The following is a 22,631-nucleotide window of genomic DNA, read 5'->3' as shown; positions in this document are numbered from 1 at the left end:
GCCAAAACCTTATTTTTGAATTTCGATATCTATACCGAGTGCAGATAACTTGCCTTCAAGGTTGTTATACCCTCTTAATGCCATTTCTACATCCTCGACTACGGACTCACCTTCCGCACACAAAGCAGCCATAACAAGAGCCATACTTCCGCGTAAATCGGTCGATGTAACTTTACCTGCAATAAAATTCCCTGGTCCTCTTGTAGTGATTTTTCCTTCCTCAGTTTCGATCACTGGTTTGTCTATTAGTTTCTGTAACTCGTCAGCGTAAGCGATTCTTTTCGGGTAGCGATAATCAAATATGCGCGAATCTCCCTGCGCTACAACACCCAATAAGGTATAGAAGGATTGCATATCGGAAATTATTCCTGGGTGAGCCCCACAGGCTAATTCAAACGACTCTACTTGTTCGTTTTTGAGGCATTCAGGTGAAAAGTAAATACTATTTGAATTTTGAAGAAAATCTATTCCCATTTTTTTCAAATGAAGGAGCGGAACTTCCATTGACTCGAAAGGAACGTTGTTGATTAAGATTGTACCCTTCGCTAAAACTCCATAAACTAACCATGTCAAGGCTTCTATTCTATCGAACATTACGTTTTTAATTGTTCCCTTTAGATAATCAACGCCTTTGACGATAATGTTGCTACTTCCATTTACCTCAATATTACTGCCCATTCTCCGGAGAAAATCGATTAAATCTTCAACCTCAGGAGTTATATAAGCGTTTATTATTTCAGTAGTGCCTACTGCAATAGCCGCACAAATTAACGCATTTTCAGTTCCACCCACAGTAGAAATCGGAAATTTAATTTTCCCTCCAGTGAAATTATTACCAACAACATGAATGTAATCGTTCTTTTCGGTAACCTTACATCCGAGCGTTTCCCAAACCATTATATGTAAGTCGTAGCCCCTACTCCCAATTTTACAACCACCAGGGTAAGGGATTTTAGCTTCACCTGATCGCTTAATTTGAGCTGCGGCGAGCAAATAGGTGGTACGGATAGGGTAATCATACTCTTCTAATAATTGACACTTTAGATCACTACTTCGGATTTTTAAAATTTCGTTTTTATCATCTACGTCAATTTCAGCTCCGATATTTTGTAAAAATCGAATTTTATGCTTTGCATCTACAAGGTGAGTAGGAAAATTATTTAAAACCACCTCACCATCTGATATACAAGCTGCAGCTAGTAAACGCGTAGCAGAATTCTTCGCGCCGCTAACATTTACCTTCCCTTCTGGAGTTTTCCCGCCCTTTATTATAGCTCTCATATCTATTCCTTAATTAAATTTAAATCCAAAATGAACCAATTAGCTTTATAAATCAATATTTCTAATTCTTACTCTATAAAAGGGTTACAGTGTATTAATAATAATCGCATCCCACACCACCTTAAATCTATCTCCGTTAACACTACTGACTTTTAATTCGATATCCAACAATTCCTCCCCATGTGGAACAGAGCTAACAATTGGAATAAAATGCCAATTTTCTTGCTCTATGGATGAATAAGCCTCTTGAAACGAATTGCCAACCGACTTATTTTTCGTTACTTCAAAGATTTGGCTCCTATTAACCGTAGTAATGCACACTTGTACTAATCCAGACGTGTAAGAAGATAACACTTGATACTTACCGTAGCCAACAATGAGTTGCATACCCGCACACGTTAAATTCTGAGAAATTGACGCCGATTCAAGCTCCACGCCACCGACTTCCATTAACACGATTTTTTTATTTACTTTATTTTCACTTTCATTTAATCGAACGCTTCCGGTGATATTATTCCAATTCAAACTTAGAGTTTCATCATTAAAACTATAATTTTTCAAACTTCTATTAACAAGATTTCTGGAAATAGGTGTCGCTACCTCTCGATAAAAAAGTGAATTTATATGCGCCCCCCCTTCAAGATAAACTCGACCACCGCCACCAACCAGTTCTAAGTAGCCATCGCTTTCATATTCAATGCCATCATCTTGATACGCGGCTAAATCGGGGCGATAATTGGGCGCCGCGTTGTAGCTAGGGCTTATAAATACTAACCCGCCAGCGTAAGGGTGCTTATTTTTGCTGGAGCCCGCTTTGCAGTAGAACAAAGTGCTGTAAATTGGCGTGTCTCTAATCACTATTTGGGGCTTATCCAGCACACAATAGGCATGTGAACCTATAACCTCTAAAAAACGCTTATTTTTGGCGGTAGATTGAGGGTTTTCAAAATGCGGGCAGTTCATCTTCACTACAGCATCACCATTAATAACAACACGCATGTTATTAAATGAACTTCCGTAAATGATGAACTCACCTGTGTTAAAATTAACCTTACCTAGTTCATTATCTGCCACTCTTCGATGGTTATCGGCTATAAAGCAATTTGTTAGCTTTATACTTTCACCAAAATCAATGCCATTAAAATAAAAAGGGGTCTGCCAAGAGCCCCCCATAGTATTAACTTGCCGCAGCTCACAAGCCCACACCCCAGGGTAAAAGCTAACAACGTCATCAAAGTCGAAAACCGATACACGTGCTATGGTGAACTTACTGGTAACCACTGCCCCATTCATAGAACGAAGCGATTCTGAATGCCCAATACATAAGCCTATACCTGCTAACATATTGTTGTAACTACCAATATTGAAACCTTCTAATGGATGGTAGTTTGAGTTATTAACCAAAGACGCGTAATGATGGCCATACTTAAATCGGCCTAATATTTTAACGGCGTATCCGGCCTTAGGGGCACTTTTCCAATGTAACTTACAGGTCCCGCTGCAATACCAACCGCCCGACTCTACATAGATATCGAAGGATGTATTGCTTGAAAACTCGTAAACAACATTTGCATCAAAAACCAGTCTGTTTCGGGAACTTGCTGCCATGCAATATTTGTTGGCGAGCTGGACATATTCAGATTGACTTAGATCTCCATCATTGAAATCTTCAACAAAAACGTCACCGATGGCTTTGAGGTATAAGCCGTTATTTACTATAAAGGGTGATGGCTCTGTTGAAACCACCCACCTAGTCAGGCCACTGGTGAGCACATCTCCATTTTGATGCTTTTTAAAATTTAGTATATCCGTCACATGTTTAAAATTTACTAAACCGAATGCACGAAGGATGGTTTGCACCAATTCATCAACGCTAGAAATTTTATTTTGTAACAGTTGCTTTAAATCTATCATAAACTAGTTTTCTAAATACATAATAGTTAATTGAGTCCTTTATAAATGCCATCGAGCAGCATAGTAAGGTCTCGCATGGTATACGTTAAGTTAAACTCCTGATTTAGTCTTTGCTTCAAAGAAACTAGTGATGATTTTGTCGTATGTTCAAACAATTCTAGAAGCGAGCTCATTAATGGAGCGCTTAGTTGTGTCGAAAATTCGCTATTAGGTAATATTTCAGGTAGCCCTCCTGCCCCACTGTGAAATACAGGGCAACCACACACTAGCGCCTCTAGTGCTACTAATCCGAACCCTTCCCACCTAGACGGCACAATAAGTCCATCGCACCCCTTCATATACTGTAAGACTTCTTTTTTTTGCTTCCAGCCTAATGCAATTAAACGGGGATCTTTAAAGCACTCTGCGGTATCAGTGTTTGATACCACTGCGCCACCAATACAATAAACACGAAACTTGCTATTGTTACTTAATCGAACGGCCTCAGCCAAAACATCAAAGCCTTTTTGCTTATCGAAACGCCCTACGTATAAATAATTTATAAAATCATTATCTAACGATATAGGGAGAATTTCATCTTCTGCTAGCTCTACTGTATTTCTAACAACTTTTAGCTTTTCTTTCGCAATTCCAAAAGACACAGCAGATCGTTTGTCGTGTTCACTTATACACACCACATTGTCAGTGCACCCTAAAAGGCTTTTTTCTATAAAAGCAAATAAACGCTTAACCCAAATGGGCTTTTGCATATCAAATGCCCAACCATGGCTACAATAGACTATTTTGTAAGGTTTCTTTTGTGTGAATAGCAAAGGTAGACGAAACCAAAAACCAGCAAACGTACTATGAAGGTGAACCACGCTGGGTTGAAACTCATTAACACCCTTTAAATATGTACGGGCCATTTTCCATTGGGCTGGCACACTCCTTCTGTTTAGCTGTTCAAATGTATCAATAATACTAAGTGGTACGGTAAGCTCTTCTAGTTGCTCGCTAGCAACAATTAACTTAACGTTTTCTATTCCATATATGCTTATTTGGTGAGGTATAAGTTCGTTCAGGTAGGTCGCAATACCTCCCGTAACCGATTCGCAAATATGCAAAACTCTCATTTATAAATTACTCAATTAAAAATAGTGTGAAGTAAGCAAAGATAATGCCGTGCTAAATGAATTTCTTATATGTATAGGCACAAGAATAATATGTGTGAGAAAGTACCATTTATCTGATACATAAAAATGACAAGCCTTTGTTGAAGTGTCTGTTTCTGTCGATAACATGAAAAAGTGAATTCACCCATTTTACTCTAAGTGATATATGCTATTCATCATGGTAAAAAGAAAAGATTGAAAATGACTTCATTAGATAGGCGAGCCTTTATAAAGGTATTTCTAGCATCAACTTTGTTTCAAGGTTGTGCAGGGGTGCCCTTCAACAGAGCATACACAGGGCAATTACTTTTTAGTAATGAACTAACAGGAAACTTGCACTTTGGAACTGAAACACTTAGTTGGTCGAGCGAGACATTAGCGTGGATGTGATTACCTAAGCTACTGCATCGCTCAAAACTAATCGCTCACTTGCTACTTTCTTGAAGGCTGCGCTAAGTTGAGCGCCAAAAGCCAAATATTTATAGAAGTGTACACTTTAAGCATATAAAAAAGAAAAAACAGTATGACAGTGTTTTTGGTGCTTTGCAGCTTTGCATGCACTATTGTTTTATAAGCGCCAACAGGAGGCAATATGCCTCTGGTAAACGACCATTTAATGGCCTCCGAGCGCTCTTTCTTATATCGCCCACCAGCAACTCTTTTCGCCTTAATGAGCAACTCCTTTAATGTATCTCGTGCGGGGTGCTGAACCATCACGTTATCATAATAACGCATGGTAAGCCCCTCTTCAGTCGCTCTTAAATTCCATTCAACATCACCGCCAGACATTAAGTCAGAATTAAATGGGCCAATCAATTCAAAACACTCACGTCGAGCGATTAAATTGGCCGTAACAGCAAAGCCACTTTCCACATAATCGGCCTGTTGAAATGCAAATACTGAATCGTATAACTCTACTAACTTAAAAGTTTCGTGCGCTGAAAATACTTTCACCCTGCCAGCAATTCTTTTAACCTCGGGAGACGCATTAAATATAGTTACTGCACTTTCAATCCAGTCACTAGCAGGCTTGCAATCGGAGTCAGTAAAAAATATCAACTTTCCGTTCGCTCTTGATAAGCCTAAGTTTCTAGCTGCATAAGAACCAGGTTTACTTTCAGCCAAAATAGTAACATTTTCAGCAAGTTCCATAGGTGGTGGTGTATCTTGAGGATCATTATTTACCACAAATATTTCTATAAGGCTTGCACTGTAACTTTGCATTTTAAGCGCATCTAAACAAGCAGATAAACGCGGCCAATCGTGGTATGTGGGTATAATTACAGTTACTAGAGGGTTAGTCTCTATCATAGTGCTTTCCATAAGTATGATACAAAGATTTATTAGCAGATAGTCTAGACTCTATGTTCACATCATTATCAAGGCCACAACTTTCTATCCACAGCGTATTATTTACTACTGCTCTATAAAATTTATTAGTTCTTGGGTTAAATTAACAGAATTAAATTCATCTTCAACTTTCTTTCTTGCATTTTCTCTAATTTGAGCTAAGTCTGCTCGCGATACAGCTTGATTAATTATTTTATTTAACGCTACTGCATCTTTCTCTGGTGCCAGAAATCCGTTAACACCATTCTCTATCAACTCAGGTATACCAGAATGTTCTGTAGAAATGACGATAATGCCCGCAGCCATGGCTTCCATCAGTGAAACCGGAATACCTTCCATATCACCTTGAGTGTCTATCACCGAGGGTAAGAGAAAAATATCTGCTTTACGCAGGTATTCTTTAACTTCACTATGAGAGCGCGCACCCAGGAAATTTATATTTCCCGTATTAGCCTGCTCCACTTGATCTTTTAATTGCTGAACCAGCTGACCATTACCAATGTAGTTATATTCATATGGAAAAGACAAGCCTAAACTAACCGCTTCAAAGGCATAGGTTAGCCCTTTTTTCTCGGTAGCTCTTGCTACAGTCAGTATGTTTATATTTTTTTTGAACGGCTTGGGGTTGAATGGCAGCGTCTGTACATCAACGCCCATGTGCATGACTGAAATATAGCTTGAATCAGCCCCCCATTCTACCAATCGCGATTTCCAAAAATCACTAATTGGCAATAACTGATTATTTCCCTTACATAATTCGGTATATTTCTTTTTCCATACATTTATCTGAGCGTACTCACTCATTTCATATCCGTGAAACACAGTTAGTAACTTACCGGAGATAGCACGAGCATCTATTGACGCCTGCGTCATTACCCCAAACTGACCAAAGTGCGCGATAAAAACGCCATTTCTATACTCTGAAGGTAAAGATGAATGATGAGCAAAATGGTTGTAGAGACGAACTGTATCGATTGCACTTTTAAAATCCTTACATTTTAACAAATGAGTAAAGAGCCCCAGCACAGGCTTCGCCTGTCTGTAATTTATAATCGATTTAGCTAATGCAAAAAGTAATGACAGTGCTTTTTGATGCTTTGACTTTCCTTGACACACAAATTCTGTTCGGGATAGTAAATCAAACTTTTCAACGTTTTCCTGTAGTTTTGCATCAACTTTTTCAGAAAAAATCGAAATTATTTTTACATCATAACCACTAGCAATAAGGTTATTTATTTGATCAATTACAAAGGTCTGCGATAGTACAGGAAACGATTTTAAGATGTATGTAACCTTTTTCATTGATTATTTATACCTCAATTATTAAGTCAAATATGTTCATGACTAAGGATTAATTGTCGTAAGAAGGTAGTTCATTGCTTCTTCAGCAAACCAAGGTCTAGCATGATTACTATCTTTATAACGAAAACGACCGTCGTCAGATAAAAATTCACACACTTCAGTACATAAATGTTCTATGGGATTAATCAGGGAAACATTTTTTGGAATGTTTAGCTTACCTAGCGCCATATCATGAAGTTCATAGGATGAAACAACGTCTTCTACAGGAATAGGAGCATATGTCCCAACTCGAACTGTCCGTCGAGGATCAAACTCTGGCCCTCGGGGATCACCTAAAAGTAAATAAACATGCTCTGTCTGGTCCGCAATGTCGCTCAAAATATCATTGTAATCTTCAATACGCTGCTGAACTTCCTTCACGCTAACTTCTTCATCTTTGGGTAAGTAGCTATCAAAAGAATAAAACGAAGTTACTACTTTCTTAAAAACGACTTCTTCAAGTAGGGACTGATAATTTTGGATATTCTTACAGCTCCACTTAGGATTTTTCATAGAAGGAGTAATGAAACATCCACCTTGTGTTAAATAATAAACATTATAAAAATCGTTATATTTTTTTACAAAGGGGTAAGTATGCTCTATATGACTAGCACCAATAAAAAGTATATTATCTTGTGACGTGCCTTCAATAAAACGGACATCATGCCCCGCCACTCTCAAATTTGGCTCTGGATAATCAAAATCACCAATAGCTTCTAAAGCTTGTAAATTCAACTCCCGTTGCTCTCCACTAAACCTTGTTGCCACACCGTTATTAGCAATAATAAATGCACACACTGCAATAACGGGAATACTTAATATGATAGGTTTAGCTTTATAAAAACGGGTTAAAGGTATTTTATTGCTTAAATTAGCACTCTCTATGAAGTGGTAACTCAATGCTCCGGCAACAATTGAAAGTAGAATACCGATTAAAAACCAGTTTTCTAAAGAATAGTAGTAACCTAATGTTACTATAGGCCAATGCCATAGATAAATGGAATATGACCATTTGCCTAAAAACTGGGCAACAATATTGTTTGTTATTGGTGAGCGTTGCTGATTCGATATAAGAACTAGATAGGTCGCGAAACATGGCAGCAGAGCCATATAACCAGGCCAAGCCATTTCACTTGAAATCACAAAACTTGATACCAGCATGAGTATAACACCAACTACATGCGCAATTCTTTTTACGTTTTCGTTAAGTGATAGTGGGTAAACAAACGCAATTCCCCCCAGTAGCATTTCCCACGCTCGCGTTGGCAACAAAAAGTACGACGCTACACTATGGCTTTCAGAAAAATAAATGCTAAATAAAAAGCTGAGAATCAAACCTATAATTAGGGCTAATTTTGTTATACCTAAACCTAGCAACCTGTAAATGACCGCTAGAACCACTGGGTATATGAGATAAAACTGCCATTCAACTGATAAAGACCAAGTATGTAAGAGAAGCTTTTCATTTGCAGCCGCAGCAAAATATCCAGATGTTTTCCAATAAGAAAAATTTGATAAAAATAAAATTGAAGCAATACTATCTTTAGCCAACGCTTTATAGTCAATAAGCGAAAATAAAAAATAACCTATAAATAGCCATGCCGCACACAAAAAGATAAGTGCTGGCAGTATTCGATTTGCCCGTGACAAATAAAACTGCCAAATCGAAAGGTTATTCGATTCTAGCTTACCTAATACAATACCCGTCATAAGAAAGCCAGATATTACAAAGAAGATGTCTACACCAACAAAACCACCTTGCAATAGGCTTTCGTCAAAATGAAAAATAACCACAAATGCAACAGCAAGTGCTCTTAATCCATTAATGTCAGTTCTAAATTTCATTAAATTGCCTTAACAATAAAGTGTCATATACGCTTTTGCTATAGTAATAACGCGCATTCAAGCTAAGCGTTTTTCATTCAAGCTTTTCATTAAATAAGCAACCACTAGTGGCGCTATATAGTGGCCATCGGCAGGAATATAGAAAGAGGTAGACACTACAACAAACAAAAACATGACGTATAAATAAAAATCTTTCTTTTGATTGAGTTTATTTAAGAAATACCTGATTGCTTTTATGTAAAAAAACAAAAATACCATGCCACCGATAATTAACCAGTCCATTAAAAACGTTTTTGTTCCTACACCTTTCACTTGGCCTACCACAAAGTATTTCATTACTTCGCTGTAATTAAATGTATTTGGGAAAAGGTAATCCAGTATATCCATAGCTATAGGGCCGCAGTTATAAATGCTAGGAAGAAAACCAAAGTAACCTGCACCAATGGGATAATGAAACAAAGACACTATTGCAGTTAGTGAAATAGTTGAACGAGTAGCCACGCTAGTATATTTTTGAATATCCGTTGCAAACATGGCCGCAATCGAGTCTTGAGAAGCAAGTAATACCAGCGGTATTAATAATGCAGAGCTTAAATATTTTACTTTTGTAGATACCCTGAAAAAACAGATTATGTACGAGAGAAAAAAAGCTAACATAAAGCTTAATACACCGCCTTTCGATGTAGTAATGAATGTGAGTAAACTAATTGCAATGATGCTGTAAAGCGGTCTAATTTTTTTTATATGACAAAACAATAAGCATGCCAAAACAAACTGAAACGCAAAGGTACTAGCTTCTAATGTAAAACCACGCATACGGTGCGGTGAGAAAGCTGCATTGTGCTGCAAAAATGAGGGGGTGTTTACCACACTTGGCGCCAATAAATTCACTAAATAAATAAGAAAAATCATACAAGAAAGTATGAAGCACCCTGTAACCATAGTTTGCATACTTTGCCGCATTGTAAACAAGAAAACCGTGAACGTAGGGATAACAATTAAGACAAATCTGCTTCCTCTATCAATGAGAAACCCCGTATCGAACTCTAAAAAGAAAAGCAAACTTACAAAAGAAAGCCCTAACGTTAAGAAAAAGAACTTAATTACATTTAAATCGAAAGCTGGAAGTTTGCGGATATCGGTAAGAATAAGAAGCAGCATAACAGGCACTAAAATGATACCAAGCGGCGCGGTAAAAACGCCACCAATTGACGCTAAAGCCGTGTTCTCAAACGGCAATAATACACAGAGCAAATAAAATACAATTCGTTTAATATTCATGTCGAACTTTACAGGCTTTAGTTAGCATTGGCTTTAAGATTGCGGAGGGAAAAAAACTAAGTATTTTGAAAACTAATGTCGCAAAATACCTTATGGAAAAACTACTTTTTAAATTTACTTGCAAGTAGGTTTTCCTTGCCAATGTTTCATCAATTACGCGAGAGCTATTGCATTTATTAGACATAAGTTTAAACAAGTAATTAAGATACATCGTTGCTACAAAATAGTTTTTATACTTAGTCGTATTGTCAGATACAGGTATATTCTTAATTACGTCGAATGCTTCAAAATGATTAAGCACCTTTTCGGTAGCCACTACATTAGTGACCGAGCCTTTGTGAATGAGGTAATTGTAATACCTACGTTGGTCAATATGCACCCACTCCGCATTGTTTATACATTCAACCATAAACAGTACATCTTCAGATAGTGCGAGTTTCTGGTTGAAAAAAATACCTTTACCCAGCAAAAATTCCCGTTTACAAAGAATACTACAAATATGACTAAATATTTCTTTGTTAAAATAATATTTAAGCGCATTCGAACCAGAATAAATGCCTGGTGCACATTTGTGAGTTTGGTAGAGTGTTTTATTATTTATACGATCTATTATTCTGGAATCAAATATTAACAGCTCTGCATTCTGGCTTTCTCTGGTCGCCGATTCCCACATTCCGATAACATCAGAGTCATAAAAATCATCAGAATCCAAGAAGGCTATATACTCGCCTTTCGCAGCCTTTATTCCATTGTTACGAGCTCCAGACACTCCGATATTCATTTGCCTTATTAAATTAACACCCTCTATTGCTTCTACCGTAATAGGTTTGACAGAACCATCGTCAATGATAAGGAGTTCAACTACTGTGCCTAGGCAGCCCATAGATACAAACGTATTTACTATTTGGCTGATGCCAGTTTGATTGTTAAATACAGGAATAATGATTGAATATTTAATGCTATTCATAACTTAACGTACTCGACCAAAGCTTGTTTATGTTTTCTTTCTCAGTTTCTCGTGCAAATTTAATCGCATTTTCAGACAGGCTTAGGTAAGTCTCTTTGCTTTCAGCAATCGTTCTAATTGCATTTACGAACAAATCAACATTATAAGGAGGCACTATATAGCCGTTCTCATCCTTTTTTATAACCCATTGCAGCGCATCGAAGGTATCGTAAGCAATGGTAGGCAAACCTTGACTTCTCGCTTCAATGAGCGTTTGGCCAAACCCTTCGTAATGGGAAGTCATCACAAATATATTGTGTTTTCGTAACACACTTTGAACGTCGGAAGTTGGGCCGTAAAAAGTGACATTAGAGAAGCCTTCTATCAATTGTTCTAACTGCGCTATCTCGTCTTTTGGCCCATCTCCGAAAATAGAAAGCGTATAGTCGGCAGGAAGATTACGCATTATTTCAATAAGCCCGGTGAAATTTTTCTGGTGTTCGTGAATTCTCGCAATCGTGATAAGTGCCTTCCCTGGTGTAGCGACACATTCTGCAGTAGGTAATTTACATCCTCTTGGTATCACAACAACCTCTTTAAACCACCCTCCATAACATTCATTTACAACTTGTTTATCTATTTCAGTATAGACAGTAAACACATCAACATATTTAGCTAGCATACGCATTACAAATGTTTCAAGGCCAGAGAAATAAACGTCTAGTCTATTCGTTTGCACTAAAACAATCTTACTTGCCGACCTTACATGATGGGGCATATAAAGAAGATCATTTGGGTGGAAAATAACGACAGTATTCGCTTTTTGATTGGTGACAACTTCGCCAATCATATTTCGCTGTTTAAACTTAGTAAAAATTTTATGGACAATAGCAGGGCTACCATTACTTCCATAACTTACGTACTTCACCTTTGGGTTTTCAGAGAAGTTTTCTAAAGATGGTGTATGTTGAAAAAGCTCAATGATAGTTTGCCCATCAAAACTTGTTTGAATTTCACGAATAAGTGTTTCTACACCACCGATAGTTGTGGATTTCATGGGGTTAATTGTAACCAATGCCATGTACAAAGTCCCTTTAACTCTAGCGTACCTCCCCCCCACTGCGTGTAGAGGCGAGTACTTATGATCTATTGAATATGTATCGAGAGTGCAACTTTTAAACACGTTGCTTGAGTTGTTGTACTGCTACTTTTTACTGTATACCGTCTCGTCGACGACTTAAATAGAATTTTTTATTATTTGGTCATTTCGCATACTAACGTGTTTTTTCAATACTAATTTGTACGTTTAGGGTTTAACGTCAATAAAAAGATATGCTTTCTTGGTCATAATATTATTATTTTATGGTACATTTTTAATTAATAGGCGAAATGCAAAGATTCTAATTTTGGTTCATCTCTTCCTTTACTCTAAAGCGAATTGCTCTCAGCGCCCCCATTTAGCAGGTAAATCTATAGCGTACGGATTTAGTTGCTTAATTATTGTGGCGTGCCTGCTTCCTAATGCGCTAGCCTCACTAAAAAGCATTTTCACTCAAGAGGTTTACACGCGAATTTCCGAACGCTATGGCAATACGGCATCACGAGAGATATCTGAATGGAATGAACTACTCGTAGACTTACAGGCTGATGACATTGATGAGAAGCTATACAGTGTTAATCGTTTTTTCAATCGATTTGATTTTGTCAGCGATATCGAGCATTGGAAAGTGTCTGATTATTGGGCTACGCCCATTGAGTTTATTGCAACGGGCGCGGGAGATTGCGAAGATTATGCGATAGCGAAGTACTTTTCGTTAATTGAACTAGGCATTCCAGAGTCGAAACTTCGACTAATGTACGTTACAGCATTAAGATTAAAACAACCTCATATGGTACTAGCATATTATGATACTCCAACCTCAGTTCCACTGGTGTTAGACAATATAAATAAGCGTATACTCCCAGCAAATAAACGCCGGGATTTAGCGCCAATTTATAGTTTCAACGGTGAAGGGTTGTGGGCTGCTAAAGCAATGGGTAATGGCAGAAAACTTAGGGGCGGTGGTTCCATGAAAATGTGGGACGATATGATTGCCAGACTAGATGAAGTGATTGAAGGGAAATAAATAAAACCATGAAACTCTCGAATCAGCTTAGTATAAGCCTTCTTATATTTTTGCTTGCCGTATTTATCGGGTCATTCTTGATAAACGTGAAACTTACTCGCGAATATGTGAATGAGCAGCTTGCAACACATGCACAGGATACTGCGACTTCACTGGGTTTATCTATTAGTCCATACGTTTCTGAAGATGGAGGCCTCCCCATTGCAGAAACTATGATCAATGCAATATTTGATAGCGGCTATTACCAAACTATTTTGCTTACAGATTTAGACGGAAAGCCCGTTATTGTGAGAGAAAACCCAAACAAGATTGATACGGTACCAACCTGGTTTACTAATGTAGTAGAAGTCACTCCACCGACTAAAGAAACAAACTTGACTGACGGATGGAACATGTCTGGTTACTTAGCTGTAAAAAGCCACCCTGGATTAGCAAATGAAAAGCTTTGGGAAAGTATCACACAAAGCGCGATTATGTTCTCTGCCGCCTTTGTAGTCGCGTATATTGTGTTGTTTTTTATAATACGCGCTATTACTAAACCCCTTAGTATCGTTATCAGTAAAATAACCGATATTCAGCAGCTTGAATTTTCTCAAATAGAGTACAAGCCATTCACAAAAGAGCTTTCTTTTATTGTCGCGGCTGTGAATAAGCTTTCTCACTCTGTTGAATCTATGTTTAAAGAACTATCGCAAAAAGCCGAGCAATTTAAAGCGATAGCTTTTGAAGACTACGTTACAGGCTTATTAAATAGAAATGCGTTTAAACGTCATTTGAATGCACTGTTAAGTTCTTCCGCAACGGGTGAAAATGGCTATTTAATCGTTATACGCTTAGCGCAATTAGCGCATATCAATAACATGAAGGGCGCATCAGAGGGCGATGAATATCTCAAGCGCGCAGCTAATGTTCTTCGAAAATTGGTAACTCGGTACGACGACAAAGCAAATTGTTTTAGAGTTTCAGGAGCTGATTTTGCAATTTGTATGGAAGGGATCCCACAAGCTGAATGTGCCCAACGCGTAGAGGAATTAACTCAACAACTAACGGCTGTTGATATGCTTAAAGATGGGAGTAAGGTTGTATGGGTGGGCGGCACAGAGTTTTCAAATGGAGAAATATTCTCTGATGTTATGGAAAAGGCTGATAGCGCCCTGCTAGCCGCAACAAAACTAGACAGGTGCTGGCAATTAGCATCAAAGCTTTCCTATATTCAAAGTAATACGGAATGGCGCGCTCGCTTAAATGGCATTATTGCCCACCAGAATGCCGATATTTTTATTCAGCCTATTTTAAACATGACGAATAACGAGGCTATTTATTGCGAAGCATTTGCTCGATTTAAAGACTTATCCAATGATGCGTATATCCCTATGTCGCAGCTTATACCTGCATCTGAAAGACTAAACCTTATTCCACAAGTTGACACACTTGTAACGACATTAATTGTGAGAAAACTCCATACTAGTGATTTAACTATTGCAGTGAATTTATCTGCCGCCTCCGTATGCGATGACGAATTTGTTAAATGGCTAAAAGACTATCTTGCAGACAACAAAATTGTTAGTTCAAGGCTAGTCTTTGAAATCGAAGATGATGCGCTTATTCATAATAAGCGTGCTGTCATTGATTTTGCTAAAATAGTTCGCAGTGTTGGCGCTAAGATAACAATTGAACACTTTGGGGCTAACTTGGCATCTTTAACAGGCTTAAGAGCCATACATCCCGACTTTGTTAAAATTTCAGGAAACTTAACTAAAGAAATTAATGAAAGCAGCGACAATCAATTATTTATCAGCAGCTTAGTGAGCATAGCTACGAGTTTACAAATTGGTGTTATAAGTGAACTGGTTGAAAGCGAAGACGAATCCAATACGCTAACGAGTTTGAAAGTGACTAATCAGCAAGGATATTTTCACGCTCGCCCTGAAATTTGGAAATAATGGCCAAAATACCTAAACTATTTTTGGTTAATACGTATACAATATTAAGTGTATGGGATATTATTACGGTTATATAAAGCAATAACTTCTGAGGATGCTTTTATGAATAAATTTCGCGCTCTACTTTTTCTCGTTTTTTCAATATCACTGGTTAATGTTGCCAGCGCTCAAGACATCGTTGAGCCTGGAGAACAAATTAAAACTATTATCGTAGATAATACTAACGACGATTCAGCAAACGACGCTGTTGTGCAACAGGTTGTTGCTGCATTGCTGTCAGGTGATGTTTCAGGTTTATCTGAAGAGGCCATCGCTTACCTAGAAGCTAACGAAGATCTTCTTGTACAGCTTCTAGCGCTGATTGATGCCAACACAACTGGTTTTGACTTAGCAGCTGCAGGTATGGCGCTTTATCCTGATAACGCTGAGAGTGTGGCTATTATCGCAATGATGCTATTCCCAAGTAATAGACAAGAAGTTTATAACTTAGCATTACAAACCGGCGCTTTCACATCAGCTGAAAATGCTCAAATTGCTCTTGTGTCTGCGGGTGTTGATGTTTCAGGTCTATCTGAAACTGCTGCAGGCGGCGATGCACTTACAGCAGCGGCAGATTTACCAACTGGAACAGACGATACTACACCTGGCGCAGGTGGTGACACTATTTCAGCAAACTAAGACTACGCACGGCAATAATCTAAATAACAAATGCCTAAAATGACAAGATATTCAAAGGTCGAAAAATCAGTTTTCGGCCTTTTTCTTTTATTGATGCTTTGGCTTCCAATTCCTCTTGGGTCTAACCGTCCATGGGCATGGGCAATACTAGAGTTAACCACTTTTACACTTTTAATCGCTTTGGTGATATTTTACTCTGCCGCTGTTTTTAAAAGCATCAGAGAAAACAGGCTTGTATTCATTCTAGCGTTATTGTTTATTGTGGCCCAAGCTATTACTATATTCCCTCTACCCTACCAATTAGTGGAAACATTACGGCCTGACAGGGTACTCGGTGTTGAGCAGTCTGTATTACCTTACCTATCGATGAGTTTTGATGTAGCACAAAGTAAAATAGCACTGCTAAAAACGGTGGCTTATTTTTGTTTATTTTTGCTAACCCTCAGTTTAGTCACATCAACCAAGAGAATTAAATTACTTCTACTTACTCTCAGCCTTGCAGGTATATTACAAGCTACCTATGGTGCCTTTGAGGTTTTGCTACATACAGAGGAAAGCTTAATTTTTAAGTATAATGTGAGCAATATTGCTACTGGCAGCTTTGTCTATAAAAACCATTATGCCAATTATTTAGTGCTTACGCTCAGTGCCGCGCTGGGCTACCTAATTGCTAGCAGTAAGTTTAAGCAAGGGAGCAACTCTAAGCGAGAAATTCTCAAGTACTGGTTAGATTTCATACTTAGTAAAAAAGCGTTGGTGCGTATAGGCATAGTTATAATGGTCATTGCACTCATCATGTCACGCTCCCGCATGGGAAATAGTGCATTTTTTGTAGCTATGACCATAACTTCATTGCTAGGCTTGCTGCTATTCAAACGAAAAAGCAGATCGTATGTATACCTCTTTATTAGCTTGTTAGTTATAGACATACTTGTTGTAAGTAGCATATTCGGGTTGTCCGAAGTTAAGCAAAGAATTGAACAGACGAGTATGGAAAAAGAAACCCGCGATGAAGTAATAGATGACACTTTACCTATTTTAAGCCAATTTATGTTTATAGGTAGCGGTGGCGGCACCTTTTATACCCTATACCCCAAAGTTCAGAATGAAAAAATTCAGCACTTTTACGACCATGCTCACAATGAATACCTTCAGTTTGCAATGGAATTTGGCTGGCTAGCTAGCGGTATTCTGATGATATTAGCTTTAATATGCTTTGCTACTTCTATAAACGCTTTACGCAAGAGAGAACGGCAAGCATACCTGGGAGCAGCATTCACATGTACTATGGCATTTATTGGTATGGTGATGCACAGCAGCGTAGACTTTCCGTTACAAGCGCCGGCTAATGCTGCAACCTTCATGGTTATTTTAGGCATTGGCTTAAAAAGCAGGAAGGTTTATTAATATTTGATTTTAATTTTTAAATAAATGTAATAAGTTAGTTGATAATTCTAAAGGCGTTTGGAAATTGCAATGACTGTTACAGGGAAAGATTTAAATGTAGGTATAGTGCACGATTGGTTACCGACATTGGGAGGCGCAGAAAAAGTTGTACAACAGTTAACCGATTTGTATCCCAACAGTGAAATATACACCCTATTTAACTTCCTCGATGAAAAAGACAACAACTTCATTGGCTCCCAAAAAATAAACGTCAGCCCGCTTAACAAGCTCCCATTTGTAGAGAAATACTACAGAAACTTACTCCTTCAATGCACTCGACAAATAGAACAATTTGATGTTTCACGACACGATGTGGTTATCAGCTCATCAGCAGCGTTAGCGAAGGGCGTCATTACCAGCGTAGATCAGCCGCATATATGTTATATGCATAGCCCCGCCAGATATGCATGGGACTTAAGTCACGAATACATCAACGACATTCAAGGCGTTCTAGCCCCAATAAAGAGAATGATAGCCAAAGAACTTATTTATCGCTATCGATTTTGGGATATGAGAAGTGTTAATACTATTGACGCCATAATCTCAAATTCTAACTTTATAAAGAAACGTATTGAAAAGGTGTATAAGCGAAGTTCCCACGTCATCTATCCACCAGTTGATATTGAAAAGTACGCATTAAATACACGTACTAGGGATGAGTATTATGTAACAGCCTCTAGATTAGTTGCTTACAAGAAAATAGACCTTATTGTAAAAGCATTCTCATTGAACAAGGCGAGGAAGTTAGTTGTAATTGGTGATGGTCCCGAACTAGCAAACATAAAAGCTCTCGCGACTCCTAATGTAGAATTCGTTGGCTACCAAGAGCAAGACAGTATGGTGCAACTTATTCAAAACGCAAAAGCTTTTGTTTTTGCTGCTTTTGAAGATTTTGGCATTGTACCAGTAGAAGCTCAGGCATGCGGCACACCGGTAATTTGTTTCAGTAAAGGTGGCACATCCGAGACAGTTATCGATGTAAATGACAGTATAACGCCTACGGGAGTCTATTTTCATGAGCAACATGAGAAACATATTGAAAACGCAATTACTCAATTTGAAAGTCAAATTGATAAATTTTCCGAAATAGCATGTAGACACAATGCAGAGAGATTCTCTCAAAAGCGATTTAAAAGTGAAATTTCAAGCTTTGTGAATAATATGATGAATCGAAATACGTAAACCGCTTTTAGCTATCTACAATCTTTAATCTTCGACCGTATACGAGACGGCTCACCTTCTAACAATCTACAGGCAAAGTCCTGCAACTGAAACATATTGATTGAATGCAGTATGTCGCGCTCACTCAAAGGGTTTCTCAACCCTAGCGCGAGGTGCTTTGGCAATTGCTTGTACACCAATACATACCCTGAAGATCTTGCCCTGTAATGTGCCAATCCAAACTTTACTATAAATTTGTGAACAGAAGCTTGCTGCGGGCCTGTGATTATCGCTTTCTCAAGATACTGTTTAAACTCTTCATCTAATTCCCCCAACTTCCATTTAACAGAGGCTAGGTTTATCCACGTCGGAGCCCACAAGGGTCTGTATGCCAAGCTAGTTTGATAATTTTGCATAGCTTCTTGCAATAGCAACACACTATTTTGTTTATCAACAATTGCTTTCCACTCAAATACTTGGCCCCTAGATTGGTAATACAATGGATTATCTGGCATTAGTGCAACTGCGCTATTAATACGCTCTAAGTTTTCATCAACATCTTTTAGTCGCAGTAACTCTGGATTTTCTCTCCAAAAATCAAGGCTGTTTTTTACATTATAATAGTGAAGTTGGGCAATCCCGAACACGAAAGCGTAGTAAATCGAGCAAAGCAATACTGCAATAAAGCTTAATGTAAAAACTCTTCTCATTATTTATCACTATTTACTGCTGAAATAATGAGAGAGGGTGTGGTCACAAAGATCTTTTTCGCGAACTCAGCGTCTGTGTTAGAAACGAACTGAAATGCCTCTCTCATATCATTGGGTCGCTTAGTAAGATTATGCGTATCAGACGCGACGATGTGAACCTTTTTAGTTTCAACTAAGCTACGAGCAAAACCCTGAACCTTTTCACCGAACCTACCTGTAAGCGATCCTGCGGTGATTTGAAAAAGAGCATGAGTATTTCTTAGCCGCTCGAACTTTAAAGGCTCAGCAAGAAGTTCTCTGTTTCTTTCAGGGTGGGCTATAACGGGCAAGATATTTTTAGAAAGTAACCATTTAATAAGCATTTCCACCCCCACCGGCACGTGACTATGGGGCATTTCTAATAGCAATACTTTTTTAGAGTTGAGAGTGCCTAAAAAAGGAATAGCATTGTTTGCTACCCACTCTGGAATTTGCTCAGAAACTCTCACTTCTGCACCATACGACAGCGATAAGGGTATTTTATCCTTAATCAGTGCGTGTTGTAACTCGTGAAAAACTGGTTTGATAGTTTTTAAACTGTTATCAAAATAGCCCGAATGTATATGAGGTGTGCATATCATATGGGTAATGCCATTTTCCACGGCTTGTTTAGCCATCTCTAATGACATCGATAGAGAGCGAGAACCGTCATCAATGCCCGGTAAAATATGACTGTGTATATCGATCAAGGTTACAAAAGCCTACTATGCGTTTTCACTAGTATAGCCGTATTGATCGTAAAAACCGGCATATTTATAAGATACATCAGATTTTCGTAAATCGACTTGATTAAGTACAACACCATCAACTCTGTGACCAACTTGAATCAGGCGAGATAAGCCATTATTAATTAGCTTGTCACTCGTAGTGTCTGCTCTTACAACATAGACTATAGAGTCTGTTCGTTCAGCCACTATCATTGAATCACTAACCGCCTGCGTGGGTGCAGTATCAATCACCACATAGTCATATTTTTCTTTTAGCTTGGTGACCAATTCAGTAAACCCTCTACTTGCCAGTAATTCCTGAGGGTTTGATGGTACAGTTCCAGCGGTAATAACATCTACACCCGACTCGTCATCATGATTTAGACACTCATCAATACTATGGGTTTGCATTATCAAATTTGCCACACCGGGTTGATAAGAGGGTATACCAAATTGCTTGCCAATACTGGGGCGCCTCAAATCCGCATCTATAAGAATAGTTTTCTTTAATTGTCCAAACGCAAAAGCTAAATTAATGGAAACCGTCGTTTTGCCCTCTTTCGGCACACTTGAGGTTACCATAACAACCTGTTTTTCTTTATCAATATTCAGTAAAGACAAACTGGTTCTAAGTGTTCTCAACGCCTCAGCAAATTGATGCTTAGATGAGTCAAAGTAAGACCTAACGGGTAAATCAGTTTTCTTTTTATGGGGCATCCATGGAATAAGCCCCAACATACGTTGCCCTAGCTTTTTCTCAACATCTTCTACAGACGTTATACCGCTATTCAACGTTTCCATAAGAATGGCAACGAATACCCCAAAACCTATGCTAAATACGAAAGCAGCAGCAATAAGCAGTTTTTTATTTGGTTTAGAAGGCACACTTGGTGCAATAGCCTTATCCAAAATTCTTGCATTTGCAGTTTCGAAGCCACCTAATTCGTCAGTCTCTTTCAAACGCGTAAAAAATGAATCGTACAGTTGTTGGTTAATATCCACTTCTCTTTGTAGGGCTAAACGTTGGTTTTCTAACGTTGAAAGTTTGCGGTAGTTCGATTTCGCTTCTTCGACCTGCGCTTGTAATAATTCTACTCGTTCTTTCGACAACAAATACTGTTTATTAATACTAGACACCAAGTCTCGCGTTTGCAGGGCTAAGGTTTCTCTAATAGAGCTTAATTCAGCATTTGCTGCAATCATGTTGGGATGTTTTGGCCCATAGACTTTACTTAATTCAGACACCCTTGTCATGGCTTTCGCTTCGTCTCGTCTCACATTTTGAATAGTGGGATGATTTAAAACCTCGGGTAAACTGGCTACGCCTTCAATTGAATTATTGGTTTGGGTCTGTCTGTAAATAGTCTCATTAAGTTTTAGCGCATTTTGCGCGTCAAGTAACTGCTGCCCTAACCCCTCAAGTTCGTCTGCAGCTAACCCAACGACACCATCCAGATTAACCACTTGATTTTTCTCAAAAAATTCTGCCAGATTCTTCTCAGAAAACACCAGTTTCTGCTTCAAGCCTTCTAAACTGTCCGTTAAGAATGAAGTGGCTTTAGATGTCATTTCTAGCTTAGCTAACAGATAGTTATCAATATACTCTTCCGCCAACGCATTCGCGATGGTAGCCGCCAACTTTGGTTTGTCTGAATTAACTGTCACTACCATTACTTGAGTTTTACTTACAAGAGACAGCTCGACAGAGCGCCTGAGTTTACTTGTTGCTATACGGAGGTCTATCGCTTCTTGCTGTTCTTCCGTTCTTTCTACTTCTATTTTTTGAGGCATAAAAGGCAGAACTTCAGCTAGTGTCTGTTTTAAAGACGTCATTAACGGTTTGTCATCTTCACTAGGCATAAAATCAGCGTTTTTGTGGAGATTTAATTTCTTAACCGTTCTTTCAGCTATTTGACGTGAACGCAGAATTTCAAACTGTGTTTGCATGTAATCTTTTCTATTGCTATCGAAACCATAGACTTCTTCGATAGAAACAAGATTGGTATTTTCTGAATCAACCAAAATAGTGGCTGATGATGAGTAAATAGGCGTCATCCTAAATACAAGAAGTGCAACAAGTACTGTAAAAGCAATTGCTAAAAACACGATACGTAAGGTGTGACGTTTTACAATTTTGAAGTAGTGGGCAACGTCTATTGTGTCCATATCCGTTGTTTTTTGCCCTGCATCATCCATATTATTTACTGCCATTTTCAATCTCGCGCTCTTAAAAGAATCGTTGCTTTATGGTAATAATATCCCCAGGCTGGATCATATCAGATACCCTAACATTCAATTCTTCCGCTACACCATCTAGTTCACGTACAATAATGACATTATCTTTTGAAGCTCTGTCGGTATACCCCCCCGCTAAGGCTGCAGCCTTATTAACAGAGAGGCCAGGTTGATAAGGGTAGCCACCTGGGCGTTTAACCTCTCCGTCAATAAAGAAGGGCCTGTATTCTAAAAACGTGACTAATACTGAAGGCTCAACAAGATAGTCACCTTTAAGACCATTATATATTAGTTCTTCAACTTCGGCGGTGGTTAAACCTACTATCTTAATTTCTCCCAGAAAAGGGTAATTAATAGTACCCACATCTGGAAGCCTAATTTCCATGGACAAGTCTTTTTGACCAAACACCGTAATGCTTATTTTATCCCCAGAGCCCAATTGATATTGACTCATTCCTAAGTTACCTACTTGGGCTA

18 protein-coding genes are annotated in these 22,631 nt (G+C 38.4%); 5 read left to right on the top strand and 13 right to left on the bottom strand.

Going from position 1 to position 22,631, the window contains the following annotated elements; all coding sequences use genetic code 11:
* Positions 1–9: 9 nt before the first annotated feature.
* From EP13_RS07940 to EP13_RS07900, 9 genes are all read right to left on the bottom strand, one after another.
* Positions 10–1,281, bottom strand: coding sequence for a UDP-N-acetylglucosamine 1-carboxyvinyltransferase (locus EP13_RS07940; RefSeq protein WP_044056825.1), 1,272 nt, complete (start codon positions 1,279–1,281; stop codon positions 10–12).
* Positions 1,282–1,365: 84 nt separating this feature from the next.
* Positions 1,366–3,195 carry a hypothetical protein gene (locus tag EP13_RS07935; protein ID WP_044056824.1) on the bottom strand — a complete coding sequence of 610 codons (1,830 nt, stop codon included), beginning with the start codon at positions 3,193–3,195 and terminating at the stop codon, positions 1,366–1,368.
* 26 nt (positions 3,196–3,221) lie between these two features.
* Positions 3,222–4,307: a glycosyltransferase family 4 protein gene (locus EP13_RS07930; protein WP_044056823.1), complete on the bottom strand. Its 1,086-nt coding sequence runs from the start codon at positions 4,305–4,307 to the stop codon at positions 3,222–3,224.
* A 471-nt stretch (positions 4,308–4,778) separates the two neighbouring features.
* Positions 4,779–5,657: a glycosyltransferase gene (locus EP13_RS07925; protein ID WP_052364327.1), complete on the bottom strand. Its 879-nt coding sequence runs from the start codon at positions 5,655–5,657 to the stop codon at positions 4,779–4,781.
* A gap of 105 nt (positions 5,658–5,762) precedes the next feature.
* Positions 5,763–6,998 (bottom strand): glycosyltransferase, encoded by a 1,236-nt coding sequence (locus EP13_RS07920; RefSeq protein WP_044056821.1) that lies wholly within the window; start codon positions 6,996–6,998, stop codon positions 5,763–5,765.
* A 42-nt stretch (positions 6,999–7,040) separates the two neighbouring features.
* On the bottom strand, positions 7,041–8,882 hold the full coding sequence (locus tag EP13_RS07915) for an acyltransferase family protein (protein WP_044056820.1): 1,842 nt from the start codon (positions 8,880–8,882) through the stop codon (positions 7,041–7,043).
* 57 nt (positions 8,883–8,939) lie between these two features.
* On the bottom strand, positions 8,940–10,163 hold the full coding sequence (locus EP13_RS07910; RefSeq protein WP_052364326.1) for an O-antigen polymerase: 1,224 nt from the start codon (positions 10,161–10,163) through the stop codon (positions 8,940–8,942).
* A complete protein-coding gene (locus EP13_RS07905) occupies positions 10,153–11,130 on the bottom strand; it encodes a glycosyltransferase (RefSeq protein ID WP_044056819.1) in 978 nt (325 codons plus the stop codon). The genes EP13_RS07910 and EP13_RS07905 overlap by 11 nt, the downstream gene beginning before the upstream one ends.
* A complete protein-coding gene (locus EP13_RS07900) occupies positions 11,123–12,190 on the bottom strand; it encodes a glycosyltransferase (protein WP_044056818.1) in 1,068 nt (355 codons plus the stop codon). The genes EP13_RS07905 and EP13_RS07900 overlap by 8 nt, the downstream gene beginning before the upstream one ends.
* A 415-nt stretch (positions 12,191–12,605) precedes the next feature.
* Between EP13_RS07900 and EP13_RS07895 the strand changes: the two genes are divergently transcribed.
* The 5 genes from EP13_RS07895 to EP13_RS07875 all read left to right on the top strand — a co-directional run bounded on the left by EP13_RS07895 (position 12,606) and on the right by EP13_RS07875 (position 18,484).
* The gene (locus EP13_RS07895; protein WP_044058834.1) at positions 12,606–13,235 is read left to right on the top strand and encodes a transglutaminase-like cysteine peptidase; all 630 of its coding nucleotides are present in this window, start codon (positions 12,606–12,608) and stop codon (positions 13,233–13,235) included.
* Between the two features lie 8 nt (positions 13,236–13,243).
* Positions 13,244–15,178 (top strand): bifunctional diguanylate cyclase/phosphodiesterase, encoded by a 1,935-nt coding sequence (locus EP13_RS07890; protein ID WP_044056817.1) that lies wholly within the window; start codon positions 13,244–13,246, stop codon positions 15,176–15,178.
* A 102-nt stretch (positions 15,179–15,280) separates the two neighbouring features.
* Positions 15,281–15,856 (top strand): hypothetical protein, encoded by a 576-nt coding sequence (locus EP13_RS07885; protein ID WP_044056816.1) that lies wholly within the window; start codon positions 15,281–15,283, stop codon positions 15,854–15,856.
* A 39-nt stretch (positions 15,857–15,895) separates the two neighbouring features.
* Positions 15,896–17,263: an O-antigen ligase family protein gene (locus EP13_RS07880; RefSeq protein WP_044058833.1), complete on the top strand. Its 1,368-nt coding sequence runs from the start codon at positions 15,896–15,898 to the stop codon at positions 17,261–17,263.
* A 69-nt stretch (positions 17,264–17,332) separates the two neighbouring features.
* Positions 17,333–18,484, top strand: a complete 1,152-nt coding sequence (locus tag EP13_RS07875; RefSeq protein ID WP_044056815.1) for a glycosyltransferase — start codon at positions 17,333–17,335, stop codon at positions 18,482–18,484.
* A gap of 11 nt (positions 18,485–18,495) precedes the next feature.
* Here the strand turns inward: EP13_RS07875 and EP13_RS07870 are convergent, their stop codons facing one another.
* The 4 genes from EP13_RS07870 to EP13_RS07855 are packed head-to-tail and all read right to left on the bottom strand — an operon-like array spanning position 18,496 to position 22,608.
* Positions 18,496–19,173: a VpsP family polysaccharide biosynthesis protein gene (locus EP13_RS07870; RefSeq protein ID WP_052364325.1), complete on the bottom strand. Its 678-nt coding sequence runs from the start codon at positions 19,171–19,173 to the stop codon at positions 18,496–18,498.
* On the bottom strand, positions 19,173–19,901 hold the full coding sequence (locus EP13_RS07865) for a tyrosine-protein phosphatase (RefSeq protein ID WP_044056814.1): 729 nt from the start codon (positions 19,899–19,901) through the stop codon (positions 19,173–19,175). The genes EP13_RS07870 and EP13_RS07865 overlap by 1 nt, the downstream gene beginning before the upstream one ends.
* Before the next feature lie 15 nt (positions 19,902–19,916).
* A complete protein-coding gene (locus EP13_RS07860; protein WP_044056813.1) occupies positions 19,917–22,130 on the bottom strand; it encodes a GumC family protein in 2,214 nt (737 codons plus the stop codon).
* A gap of 16 nt (positions 22,131–22,146) precedes the next feature.
* On the bottom strand, positions 22,147–22,608 hold the full coding sequence (locus tag EP13_RS07855; protein WP_081869567.1) for a polysaccharide biosynthesis/export family protein: 462 nt from the start codon (positions 22,606–22,608) through the stop codon (positions 22,147–22,149).
* Between the last annotated feature and the right edge of the window lie 23 nt (positions 22,609–22,631).

Source organism: Alteromonas australica (assembly GCF_000730385.1).
Classification (GTDB): domain Bacteria; phylum Pseudomonadota; class Gammaproteobacteria; order Enterobacterales; family Alteromonadaceae; genus Alteromonas; species Alteromonas australica.
The sequence above is the reverse complement of the archived record's forward strand: the minus strand, read 5'-3'. Positions and strand labels throughout refer to the sequence as shown.

Coding starts and splice junctions, on each gene's coding strand:
- EP13_RS07930 (WP_044056823.1), bottom strand. CDS start 4,307: ATGAGAGTTTTGCATATTTGCGAATCGGTTACGGGAGGTATTGCGACC.
- EP13_RS07880 (WP_044058833.1), top strand. CDS start 15,896: ATGACAAGATATTCAAAGGTCGAAAAATCAGTTTTCGGCCTTTTTCTT.
- EP13_RS07900 (WP_044056818.1), bottom strand. CDS start 12,190: ATGGCATTGGTTACAATTAACCCCATGAAATCCACAACTATCGGTGGT.
- EP13_RS07860 (WP_044056813.1), bottom strand. CDS start 22,130: ATGGCAGTAAATAATATGGATGATGCAGGGCAAAAAACAACGGATATG.
- EP13_RS07915 (WP_044056820.1), bottom strand. CDS start 8,882: ATGAAATTTAGAACTGACATTAATGGATTAAGAGCACTTGCTGTTGCA.
- EP13_RS07890 (WP_044056817.1), top strand. CDS start 13,244: ATGAAACTCTCGAATCAGCTTAGTATAAGCCTTCTTATATTTTTGCTT.
- EP13_RS07885 (WP_044056816.1), top strand. CDS start 15,281: ATGAATAAATTTCGCGCTCTACTTTTTCTCGTTTTTTCAATATCACTG.
- EP13_RS07920 (WP_044056821.1), bottom strand. CDS start 6,998: ATGAAAAAGGTTACATACATCTTAAAATCGTTTCCTGTACTATCGCAG.
- EP13_RS07875 (WP_044056815.1), top strand. CDS start 17,333: ATGACTGTTACAGGGAAAGATTTAAATGTAGGTATAGTGCACGATTGG.
- EP13_RS07925 (WP_052364327.1), bottom strand. CDS start 5,657: ATGATAGAGACTAACCCTCTAGTAACTGTAATTATACCCACATACCAC.
- EP13_RS07870 (WP_052364325.1), bottom strand. CDS start 19,173: ATGAGAAGAGTTTTTACATTAAGCTTTATTGCAGTATTGCTTTGCTCG.
- EP13_RS07940 (WP_044056825.1), bottom strand. CDS start 1,281: ATGAGAGCTATAATAAAGGGCGGGAAAACTCCAGAAGGGAAGGTAAAT.
- EP13_RS07935 (WP_044056824.1), bottom strand. CDS start 3,195: ATGATAGATTTAAAGCAACTGTTACAAAATAAAATTTCTAGCGTTGAT.
- EP13_RS07910 (WP_052364326.1), bottom strand. CDS start 10,163: ATGAATATTAAACGAATTGTATTTTATTTGCTCTGTGTATTATTGCCG.
- EP13_RS07905 (WP_044056819.1), bottom strand. CDS start 11,130: ATGAATAGCATTAAATATTCAATCATTATTCCTGTATTTAACAATCAA.
- EP13_RS07855 (WP_081869567.1), bottom strand. CDS start 22,608: ATGAGTCAATATCAATTGGGCTCTGGGGATAAAATAAGCATTACGGTG.